The organism is Enterobacter sp. CP102, from assembly GCF_025152625.1.
In the GTDB taxonomy this organism is placed as follows: domain Bacteria; phylum Pseudomonadota; class Gammaproteobacteria; order Enterobacterales; family Enterobacteriaceae; genus Enterobacter; species Enterobacter soli.
Map to the genome: position 1 here is coordinate 3,601,724 of NZ_CP104014.1, position 18,890 is coordinate 3,620,613.

General features: G+C 51.4%; 17 protein-coding genes and 1 pseudogene. 5 read left to right on the forward strand and 13 right to left on the reverse strand.

Annotated features, from left to right (window positions below; translation table 11 throughout):
- On the forward strand, window positions 1–360 hold the full coding sequence (locus tag N1249_RS16880) for a hypothetical protein (protein WP_259831376.1): 360 nt from the start codon (window positions 1–3) through the stop codon (window positions 358–360).
- Between the two features lie 93 nt (window positions 361–453).
- Window positions 454–1,014: an Ail/Lom family outer membrane beta-barrel protein gene (locus N1249_RS16885; RefSeq protein ID WP_259831379.1), complete on the forward strand. Its 561-nt coding sequence runs from the start codon at window positions 454–456 to the stop codon at window positions 1,012–1,014.
- A 38-nt stretch (window positions 1,015–1,052) separates the two neighbouring features.
- Here N1249_RS16885 and N1249_RS16890 read toward each other — a convergent pair whose 3' ends face one another.
- The 6 genes from N1249_RS16890 to N1249_RS16915 all read right to left on the reverse strand — a co-directional run bounded on the left by N1249_RS16890 (window position 1,053) and on the right by N1249_RS16915 (window position 8,355).
- Window positions 1,053–1,883 carry an EAL domain-containing protein gene (locus N1249_RS16890; RefSeq protein WP_259838201.1) on the reverse strand — a complete coding sequence of 277 codons (831 nt, stop codon included), beginning with the start codon at window positions 1,881–1,883 and terminating at the stop codon, window positions 1,053–1,055.
- Between the two features lie 616 nt (window positions 1,884–2,499).
- Window positions 2,500–3,687: a fimbrial protein gene (locus N1249_RS16895; RefSeq protein ID WP_259831380.1), complete on the reverse strand. Its 1,188-nt coding sequence runs from the start codon at window positions 3,685–3,687 to the stop codon at window positions 2,500–2,502.
- Between the two features lie 97 nt (window positions 3,688–3,784).
- On the reverse strand, window positions 3,785–6,337 hold the full coding sequence (locus N1249_RS16900) for a fimbria/pilus outer membrane usher protein (protein ID WP_259831382.1): 2,553 nt from the start codon (window positions 6,335–6,337) through the stop codon (window positions 3,785–3,787).
- Window positions 6,338–6,367: 30 nt separating this feature from the next.
- Window positions 6,368–7,087: a molecular chaperone gene (locus N1249_RS16905; protein WP_259831384.1), complete on the reverse strand. Its 720-nt coding sequence runs from the start codon at window positions 7,085–7,087 to the stop codon at window positions 6,368–6,370.
- Between the two features lie 59 nt (window positions 7,088–7,146).
- Entirely contained in the window at window positions 7,147–7,740 is a 594-nt protein-coding gene (locus N1249_RS16910) for a fimbrial protein (RefSeq protein WP_259831386.1), read from the reverse strand.
- A 60-nt stretch (window positions 7,741–7,800) separates the two neighbouring features.
- Complete coding sequence (locus N1249_RS16915; protein WP_259831388.1) at window positions 7,801–8,355, reverse strand: fimbrial protein; 555 nt, start codon at window positions 8,353–8,355, stop codon at window positions 7,801–7,803.
- A 386-nt stretch (window positions 8,356–8,741) separates the two neighbouring features.
- On the opposite strand from N1249_RS16915, the gene N1249_RS16920 reads away from it, so the two are divergent.
- A complete protein-coding gene (locus tag N1249_RS16920) occupies window positions 8,742–9,281 on the forward strand; it encodes a winged helix-turn-helix domain-containing protein (RefSeq protein ID WP_259831398.1) in 540 nt (179 codons plus the stop codon).
- Window positions 9,282–9,611: 330 nt separating this feature from the next.
- Complete coding sequence (locus N1249_RS16925; RefSeq protein ID WP_259831400.1) at window positions 9,612–10,043, forward strand: hypothetical protein; 432 nt, start codon at window positions 9,612–9,614, stop codon at window positions 10,041–10,043.
- 36 nt (window positions 10,044–10,079) lie between these two features.
- On the opposite strand, the gene N1249_RS16930 is transcribed toward N1249_RS16925, so the two are convergent.
- Window positions 10,080–10,961: a LysR family transcriptional regulator gene (locus N1249_RS16930; protein ID WP_259831402.1), complete on the reverse strand. Its 882-nt coding sequence runs from the start codon at window positions 10,959–10,961 to the stop codon at window positions 10,080–10,082.
- Between the two features lie 97 nt (window positions 10,962–11,058).
- Between N1249_RS16930 and N1249_RS16935 the strand changes: the two genes are divergently transcribed.
- Window positions 11,059–11,661, forward strand: a complete 603-nt coding sequence (locus N1249_RS16935) for a short chain dehydrogenase (protein WP_259831404.1) — start codon at window positions 11,059–11,061, stop codon at window positions 11,659–11,661.
- A 60-nt stretch (window positions 11,662–11,721) separates the two neighbouring features.
- Here N1249_RS16935 and N1249_RS16940 read toward each other — a convergent pair.
- From N1249_RS16940 to fdrA, 6 genes and pseudogenes are all read right to left on the reverse strand, one after another.
- Window positions 11,722–11,796: pseudogene (locus N1249_RS16940) on the reverse strand (SAM-dependent methyltransferase); the annotation flags it as partial.
- Window positions 11,797–11,921: 125 nt separating this feature from the next.
- The gene (locus N1249_RS16945; RefSeq protein WP_259831406.1) at window positions 11,922–13,301 is read right to left on the reverse strand and encodes an amidohydrolase family protein; all 1,380 of its coding nucleotides are present in this window, start codon (window positions 13,299–13,301) and stop codon (window positions 11,922–11,924) included.
- Window positions 13,302–13,317: 16 nt separating this feature from the next.
- Window positions 13,318–14,268: a carbamate kinase family protein gene (locus N1249_RS16950; RefSeq protein ID WP_259831407.1), complete on the reverse strand. Its 951-nt coding sequence runs from the start codon at window positions 14,266–14,268 to the stop codon at window positions 13,318–13,320.
- Between the two features lie 79 nt (window positions 14,269–14,347).
- Complete coding sequence (locus N1249_RS16955; protein WP_259831409.1) at window positions 14,348–15,892, reverse strand: xanthine permease; 1,545 nt, start codon at window positions 15,890–15,892, stop codon at window positions 14,348–14,350.
- 11 nt (window positions 15,893–15,903) lie between these two features.
- A complete protein-coding gene (locus N1249_RS16960; protein ID WP_259831411.1) occupies window positions 15,904–17,319 on the reverse strand; it encodes a DUF1116 domain-containing protein in 1,416 nt (471 codons plus the stop codon).
- On the reverse strand, window positions 17,319–18,860 hold the full coding sequence (fdrA, locus tag N1249_RS16965) for an acyl-CoA synthetase FdrA (protein ID WP_259831413.1): 1,542 nt from the start codon (window positions 18,858–18,860) through the stop codon (window positions 17,319–17,321). The genes N1249_RS16960 and fdrA overlap by 1 nt, the downstream gene beginning before the upstream one ends.
- Between the last annotated feature and the right edge of the window lie 30 nt (window positions 18,861–18,890).

The following is an 18,890-nucleotide window of genomic DNA, read 5'->3' on the forward strand; positions in this document are numbered from 1 at the left end:
ATGAAGAAAAGTCTGCTTGTTATTTTGCCCTTCCTGCTCACTGGCTGTGTGGTGGACAGTAAGGATTCATCCAATTACCAGTATGTGAAATACGCCCAGACCTTCCAGAAGCTGGATAAAACCGGGCGTACCGACACCGCTCAGCGTAAAGAAGACCTCTACAGCTGCGGCGTAGAGAGAACGGCCAATCTGGACGATGGCAGCTATAGCGGCGGTAGCGCCCGCCGGGATCAAACCCTTCAGGAAATTGTGGCCAGAAACGAGAAAATATCGAGCTGCATGAAAGCGAAAGGCTATACGGTCTACGGCTACGATGAGTGCGGCCCGCTGAAAGCCCCGACCGGGCTGTGCCCGAATTAACTTTATCACCTTATTTGGCGTGGATTACCCCGCCTGTATTGCCGGAGCTTTCCGGCAATCATTTTAAAAAAAACGACGAAAGGATGACGGTAAATGAAAAAAATATCTCTGGCGGTATTTATTGCGGCAAGCCTGGCAAGCGGCGCTGCTCTGGCGGATAACCAGACGGTTTCTGTTGGTTATGCGCAGAGCAAAATCGAAGACTTCAAAAATATCCGCGGCGTGAACGCTCAATACCGTTATGAATGGGATTCCCCGTGGAGTGCAGTAGGCTCATTCACCTATATGAGTGGCGATCAGGATGACCATTATTATGTGGATTCCGACTCGGTGAAAAACCACATTGAAGCGAAATATTACTCCCTGCTGGTTGGCCCGGCGTACCGTATTAATGAGTACGTTTCCCTGTATGCGCTGGGTGGCTTTGCGCACACCAAAGCCGACGTCGACACCAAATGGGTGAACGCTGGCGATGGCTTTACCCAGAAAGAGAGCCGCTCCGAGAAATCGACCTCTTTCGCTTACGGCGCGGGCGTGCAGTTTAACCCAACCCCTGAGCTGGCGATTAACGTCGGCTACGAAGGCACGAATGCGGATCTGGACGGTAATTACGCTATAAACGGCTTTAACGTTGGCGTGGGTTATCGTTTCTAAGCCAGGATGCCTCCTCTCTTTCTTTAGAGAGGGGGAAATCATTGTCCATTGAGGACATAGCTCTCTACAAACATATCCATACCCATCGGACGCGCGAGGTAATAACCTTGCAAAGTGCTGACACCGGCTTTGTTAAGCAACGCCATTTGTTCTTTGTTTTCTACTCCTTCAGCCGTCACTGACAAACCAAGAGAGCGAGACAACATGACAATCGCATCAATCACTTTTTGATAAACCAGTTCTCCACGAAGCGCGACTGTCAGCTCACGATCTATTTTAATAGTCGAAAAACCAGTGTGTTCAATGTACTTCAGAGAAGATGTTCCAGCGCCGAAATCATCAATGGCAAAACGGATACCTTCCGCATTTAACGCATCCATTGTATCAATGGTTGTATCATCAAGATGTAATACACCGCGTTCAACAATTTCAATCACCAGCGTCGCGTAGCCTGCATACGCACGGTTAAAAGTACGAGCAGCATGGAGCACCCGTTCGCTTTGAAGCTGACTGGCACAGAGATTAAAGGAAAAATAGAAACCCTCAGGCAATGCATCTTTAATCTGGGAAAAATGCCCTTCCACCTGCTCAAAAAGATTGCAGGTAATACTGTCCATCATGTCGCTTTTTTCTAATTCGCTGATCCACGCGGCTGGCGTAAAGTAACCATCATGTCGTTTTATACGAAGCAAGACTTCACATCCCACTAAGCTTTCCCCATTGGCTGAAAAAATAGGTTGGATGAATGGGCAAAATTTAACATCACGCAATGATGACTTGAGCATATTCATCCCAATTTTGTTCTTAAGTGAGTTGGTATTTCTCGCCAGTTTTTTTAACAATCCATAGGTATATTTATAGGGTATCATCACAACCTTCTCATTTAATATATACAATTTACGTTAGAGTGATTATTAACAAATGCGCTACACCACAAGAAAAGCGAGTAATCACTATTAATTTTAAGCTTACGCTTGATGGATGTTTTAATACGACTATAAATTTTCACATTTATATCCATCGCATAAACAATATCATTTCGATAGTTGGTATCTGAAGCATGTCCACCGCTACTGAGGTGAATGAACTGCATCTCCTGCGTGGTCATTGAACTTACAACCTTGCAATGAATACAACTTCCACGAACCCCTCGCCTCCCGTAAAAAAAATCATCAATACTACGAGGATGGATTGTTTTAAGCAGTGGTGAAACCACTCCCTTCCGACACTCATCGAGTATAAAAAACAGTTTCGGGTATATTTTTCGACTCACACATCGCGATGCGTAGTATATGTAATCACAAATAACATACACATGATGATAATTATTAACGACGTCATAATCCAGAGATGAAACCACTTCAACAATAGCATTTGGATTTAACGTTCGAAATATCTGCATATAACCGAGATTACGGAAGGTGTTGTTGTCCGTAAAGCAAACACCTACAGTTTGTTCAATAAGCATATTCAAACTTCATTATGTTACTGGTAATTAATAGTGAATATAACCTTTCCGTCTGCTGGGCCTGGTGTTACTACTGAACCGGTCTGGTAATAACGAGCTGCCAGAGGAATACGAAAATTTGCCGTACCATTATTCGGTGGATTAACCTCCCAGGTATCGCCATTTTTCCAGATAGTCGTCGGTGTCGTCGGACTAGCACTGACATCTGGGGTGTAGCCTAATTGCAGACCGATACCCGTTGCCGGGCTGCCCCCGTTACTCGCATTCACACCAAACACCCCATTGCCGTCATCAATAAAGCTGGTCATGGGTTGCAGCGACACGCGGAGAAAGTTGCTGGTTATCGCAGTGCCGGAAGGCGACCCTGATCCTGAAACTGACTGGGCAGTGTTGTGACCGTGATAACCCGTAAATGTCGGGCAGTTTTCAAGCCGTATCGACGAATCTATCCACGGCGTTGTTGAGCCCACGCCCTGGAAATATTGACGGGACTCATAACTTCCCATCGTGACATTCACATCCGGCGTCTGGCAGGTTTGGGTTGTAAAATTAATGCTGCCGCTAAAATTCACCGTCCAGGTTCTAATCGGTAAACCGGTGTATCCAGCCTCCTCCCCGGCATACATAATTACTGTCGGAATTGAAATACCATTAACCACACTGCCTGAATCAACCGGGCCAGTTTTAATCAATGAGATGTCAAAAGTCCCGCTAACACCATAGGTGCCATTTGGTGATTCATGCGTGTAAGGCTGATTCGTGCGCTGCAATGGCGAAGATTTGGTAAACGTTTTACTGGAATACCACAGAGCAACACCAATCCCGGGGATATTAGTTGGGTAAATATCACCGGTATAAGGTGAACCACTCATACTAAATGGTTGCCCGGAGGGTTCTGTAGAGACAGAAAAGTAACGATTTACTGTAAAAGCAGCATCGCAGGTAATATTTGGCGTTCCGATTGTTTTTACCGTCGAGCGGTAAATTACGCTACCAACAGGTAAATCGTTGCCTGCATAAAAAGAACCTGAAAGCACTACTAATGACGTTTCTGCCGCCGTGCCACCAGCCTTGCAATTGATAACTGCCGCTGCCTGATGGCAATTAAAGGCAACCAACAAAAAAATGCATACAGTAAGCAACCTGCGAATCACTACAGTACTCAATGTATCTTCTTGATTGTATGACTCACTAAATATTTTCATAGAAACTCCATTCAACCCGGATAAATAAATAAAAATAGAATTAGTTGCACCTAATTTTATTGATGTTTATTTCCAGGCAAAAACTATTACGGATAACTTAGTTTGTACAGGTTACTGAAAGCTGGATCAGTGCATCACTGTTTATCTGAGCATCTGTCAGGCTGTAGCGAATATTGCACTGCTCACTGGCGGAAGTCCCCCACTGCACGTGCAGGATGTCACTTTGTGCTTCCACGCGGGCATAGACTTCTCCCCCCTGTCCAACCACTCCAACACTGTTACCTTTGGTGTCGGTGACTTCCGCACCAAACGGAATGGTGGTTGCCCCTTTGTTCAGACGCATCAGCACCGGGTAGCCTTTCCGTGTTTCGTATTTCAGCCGAACAACCGATCCTGCATGAGGAGCCACGCGCTGGCTGGTGTTGTCCAACTCAATATTTTGCGATGTTCCTTTAGGATCCAGCGCCACTTCGTTCATTTCATACGGGTTCAGGTATGGCACGGCTGCATGACCAAAGCTATCAACCTTCACGCCTGTATAGTTCCCCACGGCAGCACCGGTTGCACCTTTCGCTTCGACAATGGCAAAGGTGTCGCTGGTATAGGGGGTTGCCAGGATGCCACCAGAGTAGGCCAGCAATGTACCGCTCGCCCCTGCTGAGACACTGTTGTAGTTTTTACCTTTACTGACCGATGCACTGAGATTAGTGAATGGCGAACGATACTGTCCGTTCAGATTTCCGCTGCTGCCTGTACCATTGTCATAATGAGAGGCAGTAGCACCGTAGCTGTATTCATGCTCCTGACCCACTGTGCCGGAAATACCAACCTGCTGGCCGTAATTACCGTTGCCATCACGGCTCAATGCTGCCGTCAGGTTTGGTGTGTTCGACGCGCCAGTGCTGCCAAGCGGCATACTCATGTTGAACATGAAGGTTGTCTCCATATTCCCCATACCGTTACGGGTACGTCCGGCGTTAATGCCATAAGCCACAGATTTAAAGCTGTTGTTATAGCCGAGCTGGTATTGCAGATCGGATCCCGTACCTTTGTTCCAATAGTCCTGGGTGTAGCCCGTGACATAGAACTGTCCGTAGCCGTCCGGTAGCCCCTGGTTAAGTGTTGTGGTGAAGCGGTTTTTCGGACGATAAATATTCTCCGGGCTACGTCCATTCTCAACCTCGTCAATCATCAACATTGCGGTGCGATAATCCAGATATCCGGAGGTGGAGTAACGGTATGCTGCCACCGAGAAGTTAGACTTCGTTTCTGGCACAAACTTACTGTAGCTAATACGGTAACTCTGCCCGGCCATCACATTCTCTTTCAATGGATTACCATTAAAATGTGTACGCGCCTGACTGACATCAAATGCCAGCGCACCAACTGGCGTATTCAGAGCCGTCCCTAGCTGAAGCGAGTAGTAATCATCATTACTGCTTTGCATCCCGCCATACCCGGTGAACATATTGGTAAGACCGCGCTGGTAGGTTGCCTGATACAATGGGCGACGTTTAGACACACGGGAATCGTTGAATTCAGCAATAACCACGTCGTAATGATGACTCCCTGGGCGCAGTAACTGACTTACAGCAGCATAGGCCACGTTAAAATGCTGAACGGTGCCATCCGCTTCCGTTACTGTTACTTCCAGATCGCCGCCATACCCGTTTGGATAAAGGTCATCGATATTAAATACCCCCGGGGCAACCGTAGTTTCACGAATAATTTGCCCGTTCTGACGCACCGTGACTTTGGCGTTGGTACGTGCAATCCCACGAACTTCCGGGGCATATCCTCGCTCGGATTGTGGTAACATCCGCTCTTCATCTTTCAGCTCGACACCACGGTAAGAGAGTGTGTCGAAGACGTTGCCGCTAGTATTATTTTCCCCGGCAATAAAACGCCCGCTGATAGCCGGAATATCACGCTCGACATAAGTATTAATGCGCTGATAGCTCCCGCCCGTATCCTGCATCCAGTTATAGTTACCGTTATGGCGCAGTTTCCACGCACCGATATTCAACCCGGCATTCAGTCCCAGATAAGCTGAGTCATAACGCTGGCCATTTGATGACATAGAGTAGTAGTTGCTCTGATAGCCCAGCATCAAAGCATTAACGCCTTCATCCCAATACTCCGGACTAACGTAACCGTTATTGACGTTGTGCAAATAGGCCTGTGGAATGACCAAATTCAGACGCTGCGCGCCGGAATCATAATCAATGGTGACTTCAGGCAGCAGGGATTTCAGCATCAGGCATTCATCACTCTTCTGCTGGATCAACCTGACGCTCTCTGAAGGTAGCTCTTTGTAGTTGAAATTCATTTTGCGTAAAGTGGACGGCAGCAGACAGAGGTTGACGTTACCCTGTTCATCCTCTTTGAAGGTCACACTCTCGTTACCCAGCCCCATATCGTTAATGAAGATACTCGCTGAATATGTCCCGGGCATCGCAGCCGCACCTTTTTCGAAACGCTTGAGGTTCGCTTTTTTAGCCGCACCCGGACTTAAAAAAATGGGGTCAAACGTGACGCTATCAGCCGCATTTTTAGCATCATCTCCCCGAACCATCGTCGGTACTACGACAAAAATAGAGATGATAAAAGCCGCCAGCGTTTTCAGCCGGAATTGTGGAATACGTTTCATTTTTCTAAGCCCGTATATCAGATTCAGTGATTACAGTGTGGTATCTGCTTTTTTAATCGCGCCCCAGTCATTGATGTACTGCCAGGAAATATGCTGGCCGCGCGCAAAGCTACCGTTCTTGTTTTTAATTGAGATGCGTCCAAAGGGTGCAACCATATCACCGGAACCCTCGGTTTTATTGTTATCAGCCCTAACACCCAATATCGTGATGTAATAGGGTGAATTATTCACCGCGATAATCTGACCACCGTTAACTTCCCACTTTATTGACTCTGCGGCTTTAGTGCTGTCTTCTCGCAGTGCAGCAGGGCGATAAAACATTTTGATACGAGAACGAAACGCAACCTGAAGTTTATTAATATCCACACCTTTCGCATTGCTCGGTGGAATTTCCAACACATTCAGCCAGAAAACACTTTCACGATCGCTCGGTAAACTCGAACTTGCTGTATAGGAAATTCGAAGCGTCTGTCCTTTCGCCGCATCCACACGGTTCATGGGAGGATTAATAATAAAAGGGACACGAATTGTATCCGGACTGGCATTAGCATCACCATTATCTATCCAGGCCTGAATTAACACTGGTCCTTTCCCTTTATTATTGACCTTGACAGAGATTTCCTTATCACCTGCCGGGTAAATTGCACGCGTCCCGGTAATCACAATATTTGCCATCGCGTTTGACGCAAACATCAGGCTAAGCAAAAGCGAAGCCGCCTTGCGGAATAAAGATTTAACAGATTTCATCATTTTTCTCTCAATGAATATCTGACCCTAAGGCCAGACATTTAAACTTGAGCAGTACGGCGTTAGTTATACTGCAAATTATAAACAACATTGGACGTTACGACCCCAGAGGTGACCTTGTCTTCTGCATAATATTCAACCAGGTAAGGTAATTTTATTTCCTCACCTTTTTTACCGGTGGCATCAGCAAAGAAATTATTTTTCCTCTGTTCCTGGCTTCCTGCGACAATCACATTATTATTTGTGCCATCACGCAGTTGCAGGGAAACATTTTCCGCACCAGAAGCGGTCGTTTGTTTGAGTCGACCAGTCATGCTGTCAACCGTTGCCCCCGACTGGAAGAAAGCGGAAACAAAGCCGTCACTCATTGTTGCCTCCTCATCATCGTTTGCAGGAGGGAAGTATTGTTGGGTGCAATCCGTCAGCGTCATCATAAATTGGGTTCGGCCTGCGGTTTTCCCCGGTGAGGCTAATTCAGTTGCAGCAACAGTTGGCAGGGTTACTGTCGCGTTTACTCCCTGACCATCGACACTAACATTACAAGTACTGGCAGTAACATAGCCTTTAAATTTCACTGTTCCGGTAGATGCGGCATTCGCTGCTAACACGGTAGTTGCCAGAAGGGACGCTGCGGTCAATAAAAGACGTTTTTTCATTTTATTTTTACCTGAAAAACCTGACACGCCGTGCCAGGTATTTAATGAGCAAATCAGTGCTTATTTGTACTGCAAGTTGTAAACAACACTGGAAGTCACAACGCCGGAGGTCACCTGTGCTTCAGCGTAATATTCAACGGAGTAAGGCAGCGCAATTTCTTCACCGTCCTTAATTTCAGCAAAGGCGTTAGTGGTGGCCTGATTCTGATTACCCGCGAAAATAATGTTATCGTTAGTGCCGTCGCGAAGTTGGAGAGAGACGTTCTCAGCACCAGCAGCAGAAGTCTGTTTCAGACGGCCAGTATTGTTATCAACTGTCGCCCCTGTCTGGAAGAACGCAGCAACGGTATTTTCACCTTCGGTACCCACAACGCAATCACTCAGCGCCATGTTGAAGTTAGTACGGCCAGTCGTTTTGCCTGCCGCAGCTAATTCGGTCGCTGGAACAGTAGGCAATGTCACTGTCGCATCAACCCCCTGGCCGTCAACATTCACGTTACAGGTAGTATCAGTCACCATTCCGTTAAAGGTAATTGTCCCGGTGGATGCTGCATTTACAGTAAAAGCGGAACCCATCAGCACGGCAATAGCGGTCAGTGATGCAATCTTTTTCATTTTATCCTCAAGTAAGTTTTAGATTATTTGTGACAGTAGTGTCTTCATACAGGAAGAAGGAACTCCTCTTCCCCGAGATAAAAGCACGCTAATAAAGAAAGATTATTTAACAGGGCTTTCATCACTCCGCTCTGGAGATGGGACATATTTTACACACCGAGGGACTCCGCGATACATTGTATCGATAATTATCAATACTACGGAGTTTAATTCTTATTTACATGTTTTTTATCAAACCTTATAGATTAATATATAAAATATACTATTAATTACCATATTAAGACTGATATGGTTTTCTCCGATTTATCAATTATCCACACATAAATAATTCTCTGTTTGAACGTTTTCGTATAGAACGTGACGTTTTTTATTAAGGGGGCCATACCGTGATTTACTTGATCAATGAACGAATACATTTCCGTCCTGAGGATGGAGCTATTTGGGAAGGGAGTAAAAAAGAGTCAGAAGTGACCATCACAATTACCATGAGCCGTCTACTGACTTTACTTTTACAAAGAAAAGGAGATGTTGTTACTCGCGATGAAATACTTGATAAAGTATGGGATGCTCATGGACTAAGATCATCGAACAACAGTCTTAACAAATACATTGCTGAACTTCGAAAAGTATTCACGAGCTTTGAAGTTCACGATGAAGTTATTACTACTGTTCCGCGTGTCGGCTTTATGCTTTCGGGGAATATAATTGTCGACATTCTGGAAGAAAAAATCGATAATGACATTACAGAAATCGATATACCATCCGTTAAAACTGTCTCTCTAAGCAGAGACCTTAAAATAGACAAAGCATCACCTAAGATTCTCATTTGGGCTCTATCAGTTCTTTCTTTAATTATTATTTCAGCATTCCCATTCAATTTTCACAACAACTTTTCAATCACTCATTATTTAACACACCTCCATTAGATGAGAGAAAAACCTTTTCACTAGGAACATTTGAGCAATGTGAGATCCGTACGATACAGCAGAGTTCGAAGGAAATGACGAATGTTAAAATGATGATTGCTAAAGATGTAATAAATCATTCAGGAATGGCATGTTTACCCAACACTGAGTTTTATTTTCAGCCTTCAGATCCGGTTGTATATGGAATGCCTGGCCGAGTGTTCTTATCACGCTGCACATTTAATAAAGACAATCACGACAAGTTTGCCGCATGTAAAAGTTACTATGAGGTCAATTATGTATTCAATAAATAAGACAACAATGTGGGTATCAACCGCAGGGATCGTTCTGATGGTTATGTTTGCCCAGATACTATGGCTTCAGAATGAAAGCCAGGAAGCACTTGATATAAATTGCACTACTGTATTTAGCGTAAATAATAAAGAGTTGAAATTTTCATCATCATTAAATGGCTTTTTTGCTTTCCGGCCCAACGGCACTGGCTACAGTGAACTTGCAGGAAATGCCACATCAGGCGATTTTAACCACGTTATCTCACGAGGGGTCACATTTGATTATGAAAAGCAAAGCAGCAACACCTATATTTTGAAATCACTGAAACTGGTGAAACATACCAGCGATACCGCCGATGACGACCTGATGGATCGTGCCTTTTTTAGTATGAGCAATGAGCCTTATCGCTATATGTCGCTCTATAAAATCAAAAATGGTTTTATCATGGGAAATCTACACTCTCCAGTACTGGTATGTGTAACGAAGTAACGCCTCCCCCGCTCTTAATGCGAATAAAGAGCGGGGTTATTTAACGCCAGCCATAATATGCGCAATAAACTGCGTAAGCTTTGGCAGCGGGCGTAAATCCTGCCGCCAAAGCAGATGCACCGGCCTCGGCTCCGGGGTGTAATCCTCAAGCACCCGCACCAGCCTGCCGCTCGCCAGCTCTTCCGCCACCAGCACTTCCGGTTGCAGGAGTAATCCCGCCCCTGCTCTTGCCGCCATGCGCAGTCCGTAGCCGTCGTTACATCTTAAGATAGCATCGCGCTTCCAGCGCACCTCCCCTTCCACACCCGGCAGTCGCCACTCGTTGCGCGCGGTCCAGACCGTGTGCGACAAACACAGATGATCCACCAGGTCGGCGGGCGTTTGCGGTGTGCCGTGACGGGTCAGATAGTCCGGCGCAGCGCAAATCACCATCCGGTACGGGCAGAGGTATTTCGCCACCAGGTCATCGTGATGGATGTCGCCAATACGAATGGCCAGATCGACGCCCTCGTCCACCAGATCCACCATCCGGTTAGTCAGATCCAGCTCGACCCGCACTTCCGGGTAACGCTGTAAAAACGTGGCGGTGAGTGGGGCAACCACGCAGCCACCGAACGACGTGGGCGCGGATACCCGCAGGGTTCCGGCGGGCGTTGCGCGCAGCCGTTCAACGGCGCGTTCAGCCACCGACACCTGCTCCAGCACCCGCTTTGCTTCGTCGAAATAGACACGTCCGGCGTCAGTCAGGCTCTGGCGGCGCGTATTTCGCTCCAGCAGCCGCGTGCCCAGCTGAGACTCCAGCAACGCAATGTACTTCCCGACCATCACCGCCGACATCCCAAGGCGCGATGCGGCAAGGGTGAAACTGCCGCTTTCCACCACGGCGATAAAGGTCTCCATGCCGCGAAGCTTATCCATATTGCAAACCTCTGGTTAGTAATCATCTAACTTTAGCCCAGTTTATCTGACTTTTTATTTATTAAAGAATGAGGGCTCACAACATAAGGAGTCTGCTATGAAAATCGTCATTATTGGTGCCAGCGGTACGGTCGGTCGCGCAGTAACGGAAGAGTTAAGTCGTCGCCATGAGGTTATCCGCGTGGGGCGTACGCAGGGTGATTATCAGGTGGATATCACCTCCCAGGAGAGCGTGCAGGCGCTGTTTGAAAAAATCGGCCCGGTGGATGCCATTGTCTCGGCCAGCGGTGGTTTACACTTCGGCCCGCTCGCCACGATGAAAGACAGCGATTTCAACCAGGGCTTGCAGGACAAACTTCTGGGGCAGGTGCGCCTGGCGTTGACCGGCCAGCACTACCTGAATGAGGGCGGTTCGATTACTTTGATTAGCGGGATTGTGGCGCACGAGCCCATTGCTCAGGGGGTTAATGCCACCACGGTGAATGCCGCGCTGGAAGGGTTTGTCCGTGCGGCGGCCTGTGAACTGCCGCGCGGTATTCGTATTAACCTGATTAGCCCGACGGTGCTTACCGAATCCGCCGAAGCATACGACGGTTTCTTCCCCGGTTTTGAAAGTGTGCCAGCGGCGACCGTGGCTCTGGCCTATCGCCGCAGCGTGGAAGGTGTGCAGAGCGGGCGGGTGTATAAGGTGGGTTATTAAGCCTTACGGGCTGAAATCAACACCAGCATCGGGCATTCAGCCTCTTCGGCCAGCGCAGGCCAGGCCGTGCACCGAATGTGGAAGCTGGGCGTAGCCTTCGAAAAACGCCGGGTTGTCATAGATGTTTTGTGCCATGGCAGAGCCCTCTTTAAGAGTGTGCATAGCAGTATACTGCATTGTCGGGTGGCGGCTTCGCCTTACCCGACCTACAAAATCTCCGAACCGTAGGCCGGGTAAGCGCAGCGCCACCCGGCATCACATTAGCCCACCGAACCCCAGACCAGATTGCCGTTATGGAAGGTCGCGGTACGCGGGGAAATGCGCGCCACGGCTTCGGCGGAACAGGAGGCATCCACCAGCACAAAACTGGCGGCGTCCTGCGCTTTTGGCCACACGCGCTCGCCTTTGTCGTTGAGCGGCAGCACGTCACCGGTGGCGATACCCAGTGCGCGGGAAAGGGTTTGCTCGTTCGGGCGGATATAAAGCTGGGCGTAAAGGTTAGCTTTTTCCAGCATATCGCCCAGGCCGTAAGGCGACCAGTGGTCGATCACGCTGTCGGTGCCCGTCATCACAAACACGCCTTTATCACGCAGCTGCTTCAGCGGCATATGCAGCGTGCCAATCGGCACGGTGGAGGCAATCGTCACCTGCTGAGCCGCCATGCGGGTGGCAATCTCATCCACCTGCTGCTCGTTGAGCGTGGCCAGCGCGAAGGCATGACTGATGGTCAGCTTGCCCTTCAGCGCAGGTGTTTTCTCCACGATTTCGACCATGTAATTCACCGCCGCCACGCCCGCCGGGCTGGTTTCGTGCAGGTGAATATCCACCCCTTTGTTGTAGTCCAGTGCAATCTGGAACATGGTGTCGAGGGATTTTTCCATCGCGCCATCGACATTGGTAGGATCAAGCCCGCCAACATAGTGCGCCCCGGCCTGCATCGCTTCGCGCATCAGCTTTTCAGAATGGGATAACAGCAAACCATGCTGCGGGAAGGCGACAATTTCGCAGTCAAAACCGGGCTTGCGCCGGGATAATACGGCCTGCAGGTTTTCCAGATTTTTCAGGCCGGATACCGGCTCAATATTGCAATGACTGCGGGCAATGGTGGAGCCTTTCGACTGGATCAGGTCGATCAGTTTTTCCGCACGCTCCTGGGTATAGGGTTGCAGCTCCGGCAACAGCTTCTGCTCCAGGCGGATCATGTCCTGGATGGTGGTCCCGGCCGGGCGATTCAGCGAACGCCACGGGCCGCCGTAAAACGTTTTATCCAGGTGGATGTGCATGTCGCGCATCGCCGGAAGCATCAGTTTACTGCCCGCATCGTAGTGCGGCAGTGTGGCATCGGCGTGGCTGTTGTTATCCCGCAGGGCGACTATTTTCCCGTCTTTGATTTCCAGCGTTTTCAGCTCGGTGCGGGTGCTGGTCGCAACGCTGCCGTCGAAATTGAACCCGGCTTCCAGCAGGACGTTATCCAGATAGTAGTGTTTTGCGGTGATGCTCATCGGTTTGCCTGTCTCACAGATTTGCTTCGCGGGATCCGCAGCATACGCGACAGAGCCGGTAGTACCAAACAGCGCGCAGGCAGTGACCATTTTGCCGCTCTGGCTGATAAATTCACGGCGGCTTTTATTCTCACTCATCTTTTCTTCCTTTTGCTTATACATTCACAATGTGGGTGCCGGTTTCACCGCGCAACGCCGCGGGCAGGCAGTCCGGCGAGGTAATCACCACCCGTTTGCCGCCATGGTGCAGGAATTCCAGGGAGGCGACGATTTTCGGCAGCATACTGCCCGCCGGGAAATGCCCCTCTTCCATATAGCGTGTCATCTGCGCCACGTTCACTGTGTCCAGCGCCTGCTGAGTCGGTTTACCGAAGTTCACGCACACTTTTTCCACCCCAGTGGTGATAACCAGCACATCTGCGCCGATCTCGCGCGCCAGCAGCGCGGTGGAGAGATCTTTATCGATCACCGCATCCACGCTCTGGTAATCCCCCTGCTCGCTGCGAACGACCGGAATCCCGCCGCCACCGGCGCCGATCACCACAAATCCCCTTTGCGTCAGCGTTTTGATGGCATCGGCCTCAACGATACGTAACGGCTGCGGTGAAGCCACTACGCGGCGATAGCCCCGGCCAGAATCCTCTACAAAATGCCAGTCCGGGTGCGCCAGCTGTAATTCGTCGCGTTGTGCTTCACTGAAGAACGCACCGATGGGCTTGGCAGGATGGGTGAAGCCAGCATCGTTTTTATCCACCTCGACCTGTGTTACCACCGTCACCGCCTTTTTCTCACCGCGCGCGGCAAGGCGGTTGTTTAACGCCTGCTGGATCAGGTAGCCGATCCCGCCCTGAGTATCTGCCACACAGTTCGCCAGCGGGGTCAGCGGCAACCCTTCGCGCTCGTGGGCGATTTCCGCCCGGCGCAGATCCAGCCCCACCTGCGGGCCATTACCGTGGGTGAGCACAATGTCGTAATCGGATGCCAGCATCTCCAGCACCGACTCCGCAACGGCTTTAACCGCCTGGGCCTGATGTTCAATCGACTGGCTGGCGTTATCTTTGATAATGCTGTTGCCGCCAATGGCAACGACCATGAGCTCTTTCATTTTTGTTCCTTTGAGAAGGTGCGATCTGGTGCCCTCACCCGGCCCTCTCCCCGTGGGAGAGGGGGAAGGTACGGCATTATCAGGATTCAGAAACGGGTGCACTTGTGCTCGCCACTTCACGGCTGTCGAGAACATGCTTCACCACAAACATGCCGCCCATCATCAGGTAGGCCGTGACGAACATCAGCGAACTGCCTTCGGCAAAGCCCACTACCGGCGCGTGGATCACACCAAACAGTGCCAGCAGCGCGCCGACAGCGGCGGCAATGGCCCCACGCAGCGGTTTATTGATGATAGAGAAGATGGCGATACAGCCCCAGAGCATACTGGCGAGCGGAGCACCGTTGCCCAGATGCACCAGCCCCTCGTAGTAGATGCCTTTGCTGTGCAGCACGTCGGTACCGATTTTCGCCGCACTGGTGCCTGCCGCCCCCATCACGCTGTTCATCATGGTCAGCGCCCAGTTAGCGATCCACGGGAACAGACAGATGAAGATAACGGGCACCTCCACTTTGGGCGTTTCCCTCACCACCTGGTTGGCAGTCACCACGCCGATAAACACCAGAATCGGCACAATGGCGGTCATCGGAATGATGGCGAGCATAAACGCCCCCAGCCCGAACAGCGGCACGATGAACATGGTCACACCGGACGCCAGCGTATAACCGATGCTCGCCCCCATGGCTTTCCAGCCCGCGTGGCCCACGTAGACCGTCACCGGGAACGGGTTGCCCATCAGGCAGCCCAGCATCGACGCCAGACCGTTCGCCAGCATCACCTTACGGGTCGGGTATTCATCCCCTGCCGCGTGGGCGCTTTCGATGTTTTCCAGGTCAAAGATGTAGTTTGCCAGCCCCAGAGGAACCGCTGATGCCAGGTACGGCAGCGCGTGCGGCAGCCCTTGCAGGAAGCCTTCCACATGCACTTGCGGCGGGTTAAAACCAAACGACGACATAGACGCTTTAATCGCTTCCGGGCTTTGCAGGCCGGAGATCCACGCCAGGGCCGTACCGGCAATCAACAGCAGCAGGCCGGTCGGGATTTTGGCGAAGATCGGCTTTTTGCCAAACCAGTTAATGAAGATCAGCAGCAGCACGATAAACGACACGGTCGGCGCTTCGAAGGCCTGGAGCATCGGGTTCATCGCCAGCAGCAGCAGACCCAGCCCGGACAGGCACGACAGCAGCACGGTGCGCGGGATCATCTTGCGGATGGTTTCCCCTAAAAACGAACCGCCCGCCAGGATCATCGCTTCCACGAAGCACCACACCAGACCAATCTGGATAGCAAAATCGGCATCGCCGGTTTGCTGGTAGACCGGCATCAGCACCAGGAAGGTCACGGTAAAAATCGACGGAGCACTCGGACCGGACGGCAGCGCGGTAACGTCGTTACGCCCGGTCTGGCGCGCCATTTGCAGGCCAAACCACGCATAGCAAATGCTCGCGACCAGTACCGCCAGCCCGAAGGCTGGCGCGATGCGTCCATAAACAATCTCTTTCGGGATGCCGACGACAAAAATGAGCAACCCCATCATGGTCAGCAAATTGGTCAGGTTGTTGGTCATCAACCCGAAATATGCCGCCCAGTCACCTCTTTTCCACTCCAGTTTCATGTTTTTCATGGATGCTTGCCTTATAAAAAGTAGCGATCGCGGAAGGTCAACAGCGCCTTTTCAAAACAGCTAAACGGCGGGTGAACGATGCCCGCCCCAATCATGCCAATACCCGCATCTTTGTGGGCAATCGCAGTGTTGATCACCGGCAAAATGCCGCTGCCTGCGACTCTGGTGATGTCGATGGCGGTCGGGATGCCCATAAACGAGAGCAGCGGAATGGTGACGTTCGGGTTTTCGCCGAGCGTGATTTCACGCATCTGGCGGGAGAAGTCGATGGCTTCATCCACCGTGCCGCCCACCAGCGCCACAATCGCCGGGGCCGTTGCCATCGCAAAACCGCCGATACCGTAGGTTTCCGTGATGGCGCTGTCGCCGATATCCAGACCGGAGTCTTCCGGTTTGTAGCCCGCGAACATCGGGCCAATCACCTGCTGCGCCGGGCCGGTGAACCACTGCCCCGGCAGGCCGGAAATGCGCAGGCCGAATTCATAGCCGTTACGCGCCATAGTGGTGACCACGGTGCTGTACTCAATGCCGTGGGCGGCATCCAGCGCGGCTTTGCACATCGCCATCCACGTTGGGCCAGAGAAGTAATCGCTGCTGGCGACAAACTCAAACACGTCACGCTGTTGTTCCACCGGATAGCCCGCCTGAATAAGGCCCGGCGTCAGCGCCTGGATCAGCAGCGTGGTGCCTGCATTGTTACGGTTGTGGCACTCGTCGCCCATGTGCAGGGCCTGCGCCAGCATTAAGCGCAGGTCGATTTCGCCGATGATTTTCATCGCATCGCGCAGCATCGGGCCGAGCACGTCACGCATCCAGTTCAGACGGTCGATCACGCTCTGGTCATTGGCACCCATACGCAGGATTTTCGCCATCTGCTCGCTTAAGTTGGTGAATGCGCGGTTGCCGTAAGTTTTGTTTTCGACGATATGCATGAACATCGAGGCTGAGGTGACGCCCGCCATCGAGCCGACGCAGTCATGCTCGTGGCATGGCGAGAAGGTGATCTCACCGGATGCCGCCAGCCTGGCCGCGTCTTCCAGGTTTTTCGCCAGCCCTTCAAATACCAGCGCACCGGTTACCGCCCCTTTCATCGCCCCACACATGTTCTGCCACGCCACCGGTGGGCCCGCGTGCAGGATGGTGGTGCGGGTCATACCCGGCACTACGTTAATCGCCTGGTCGTAACCCACCAGCACCGGATGAGACTGAATAATGCGCTCAAGGGCAATTTTGTTGGCGGCGGCAATTTTGTCGGCCAGCGGTTTGCCCGCCAGCTGATCAAGCGCTTCCACCACCTGCATATTGCCCTGCCCCGGCGGCGTCCAGTCCAGCTGAGTCACGAGAACATGCTGCTTTTTGAGGTCGTCACTGAACATCGCAATGCCGACGTTAATGACGTTCAGCGGCTGATTAAATAAAGTCGTCATTATGCTTTCTCCCCTTTGCAGACAAATTCGCGTGCCAGTAATCCGGTATTGGTGCTGCTGCTGGCCCAGATAACGCCAGCATCGGTCAGAAGCTGGCACTGCTGAGCCAGTGACGGTGCGTCCTGGTCTGTACCCAGCACGTAGCCGAGGATCTCCAGCGGACGGTTATCGGCTTTCGCAATCGCCTGCGCCTCTTTAATGGCGTCGATCATCACCCCGACCGGATCTTCGTGCGAGCCAAAGCCCAGTACGAAGTCCATCACGATCACCCCCACTTCCGGGTCACGTGCTTCCTGCAACAGGCGGCTGATGCGGTTGGTCGGGTCGATCATCGGGTGCGGTTTACCGTTGGTGAAGTCGTCGTCGCCAAAGTCGAGGAAGGTATGGGCTTTACTGACGTTGATGTCGCTGAGACGTTTCGCCGGATCCGGCTGAATGTTGCTGTAGACGTCGTCGAATTTATCCAGCGCGGCAAACATCGCTTCATCGCACAGCGTACCGCCGCAGAACAGGCCGCGAATGTACTTTTGCTGTGGGGTCAGACGGGCGCGCACCTCTTCGATCAGCGGCCAGTTGAGCGGATGCAGATCAAGAGACTCTTTTTTGATGCCGGTCAGCAGCACCGCTTTCAGCGCAGCTTCTTTGGTGCCACGGGCAAACTGCAATCCGTCTTCATCGGCAGGCGGTGCGTTGCGACCGAGGAAGCACGCGATCACAGGTTTGCGGCAGGCGCGCGCACGGGCCAGCACTTTTTCTGCCACCGCAGGCGCAGGCGGCTTGGAGATGAGCGCAATCACCTGCGTGGCGTCATCGGCTTCCAGCATGTCGATGGCATCGAGCATCATCAGCCCGCCGATTTTTTCACTCAGATCGCGGCCACCGGTCCCAATCAGCTGTGACACGCCGCCGCCGAACTCATGAATGCGCACGCTCAGCTCCTGGCTGCCGGTGCCGGACGCCCCGACGATACCAATCGGCCCACGGCGCACCGCGTTGCCAAAGCACAGCGCCGCGCCGTTGATAATAGCGGTGCCGCAGTCTGGCCCCATCATTAACAGCCCTTTCTGGTGCGCCAGTTGCTTCAGCGCCAGCTCGTCGTCGAGGCTCACGTTGTCAGAAAACAGCATCACGTTGAGATCGTTTTCCAGCGCCTGACGCGCTTCGCGAGCGGCAAAGGTGCCATTCACCGAAATCACCGCAAGGTTTGCGTCCGGGCGATGGGTTTTGGCGCTGGCAATGGTGGCATAGCGTGCTTCATGGCTTCCGCTGCTCTCTTTGCGGGTGAACAGCGCTTCAATGGCCGCCAGCGTTTCTTCATTCGCCGCATCGCCTTTAATGACAATCATCAGGTCGCCGTTTTTGGCTTCATTTAATTCCGGCGTTAACAGCCCGAGGTTTTTCAATACGCCTTTATTCATTTCCGTCGCCATGGCCACAAAGGCCTGCTCAACGCCCGGCAATTTATTGGCTTTGGTGGAAACAGACATTAATGAGACGGAATCAAAATAAGTGTTCTTTTTTATCACGATTTTCGTTGGCATTATTTTCTCCTGAACGCGGATAAAAGGGGG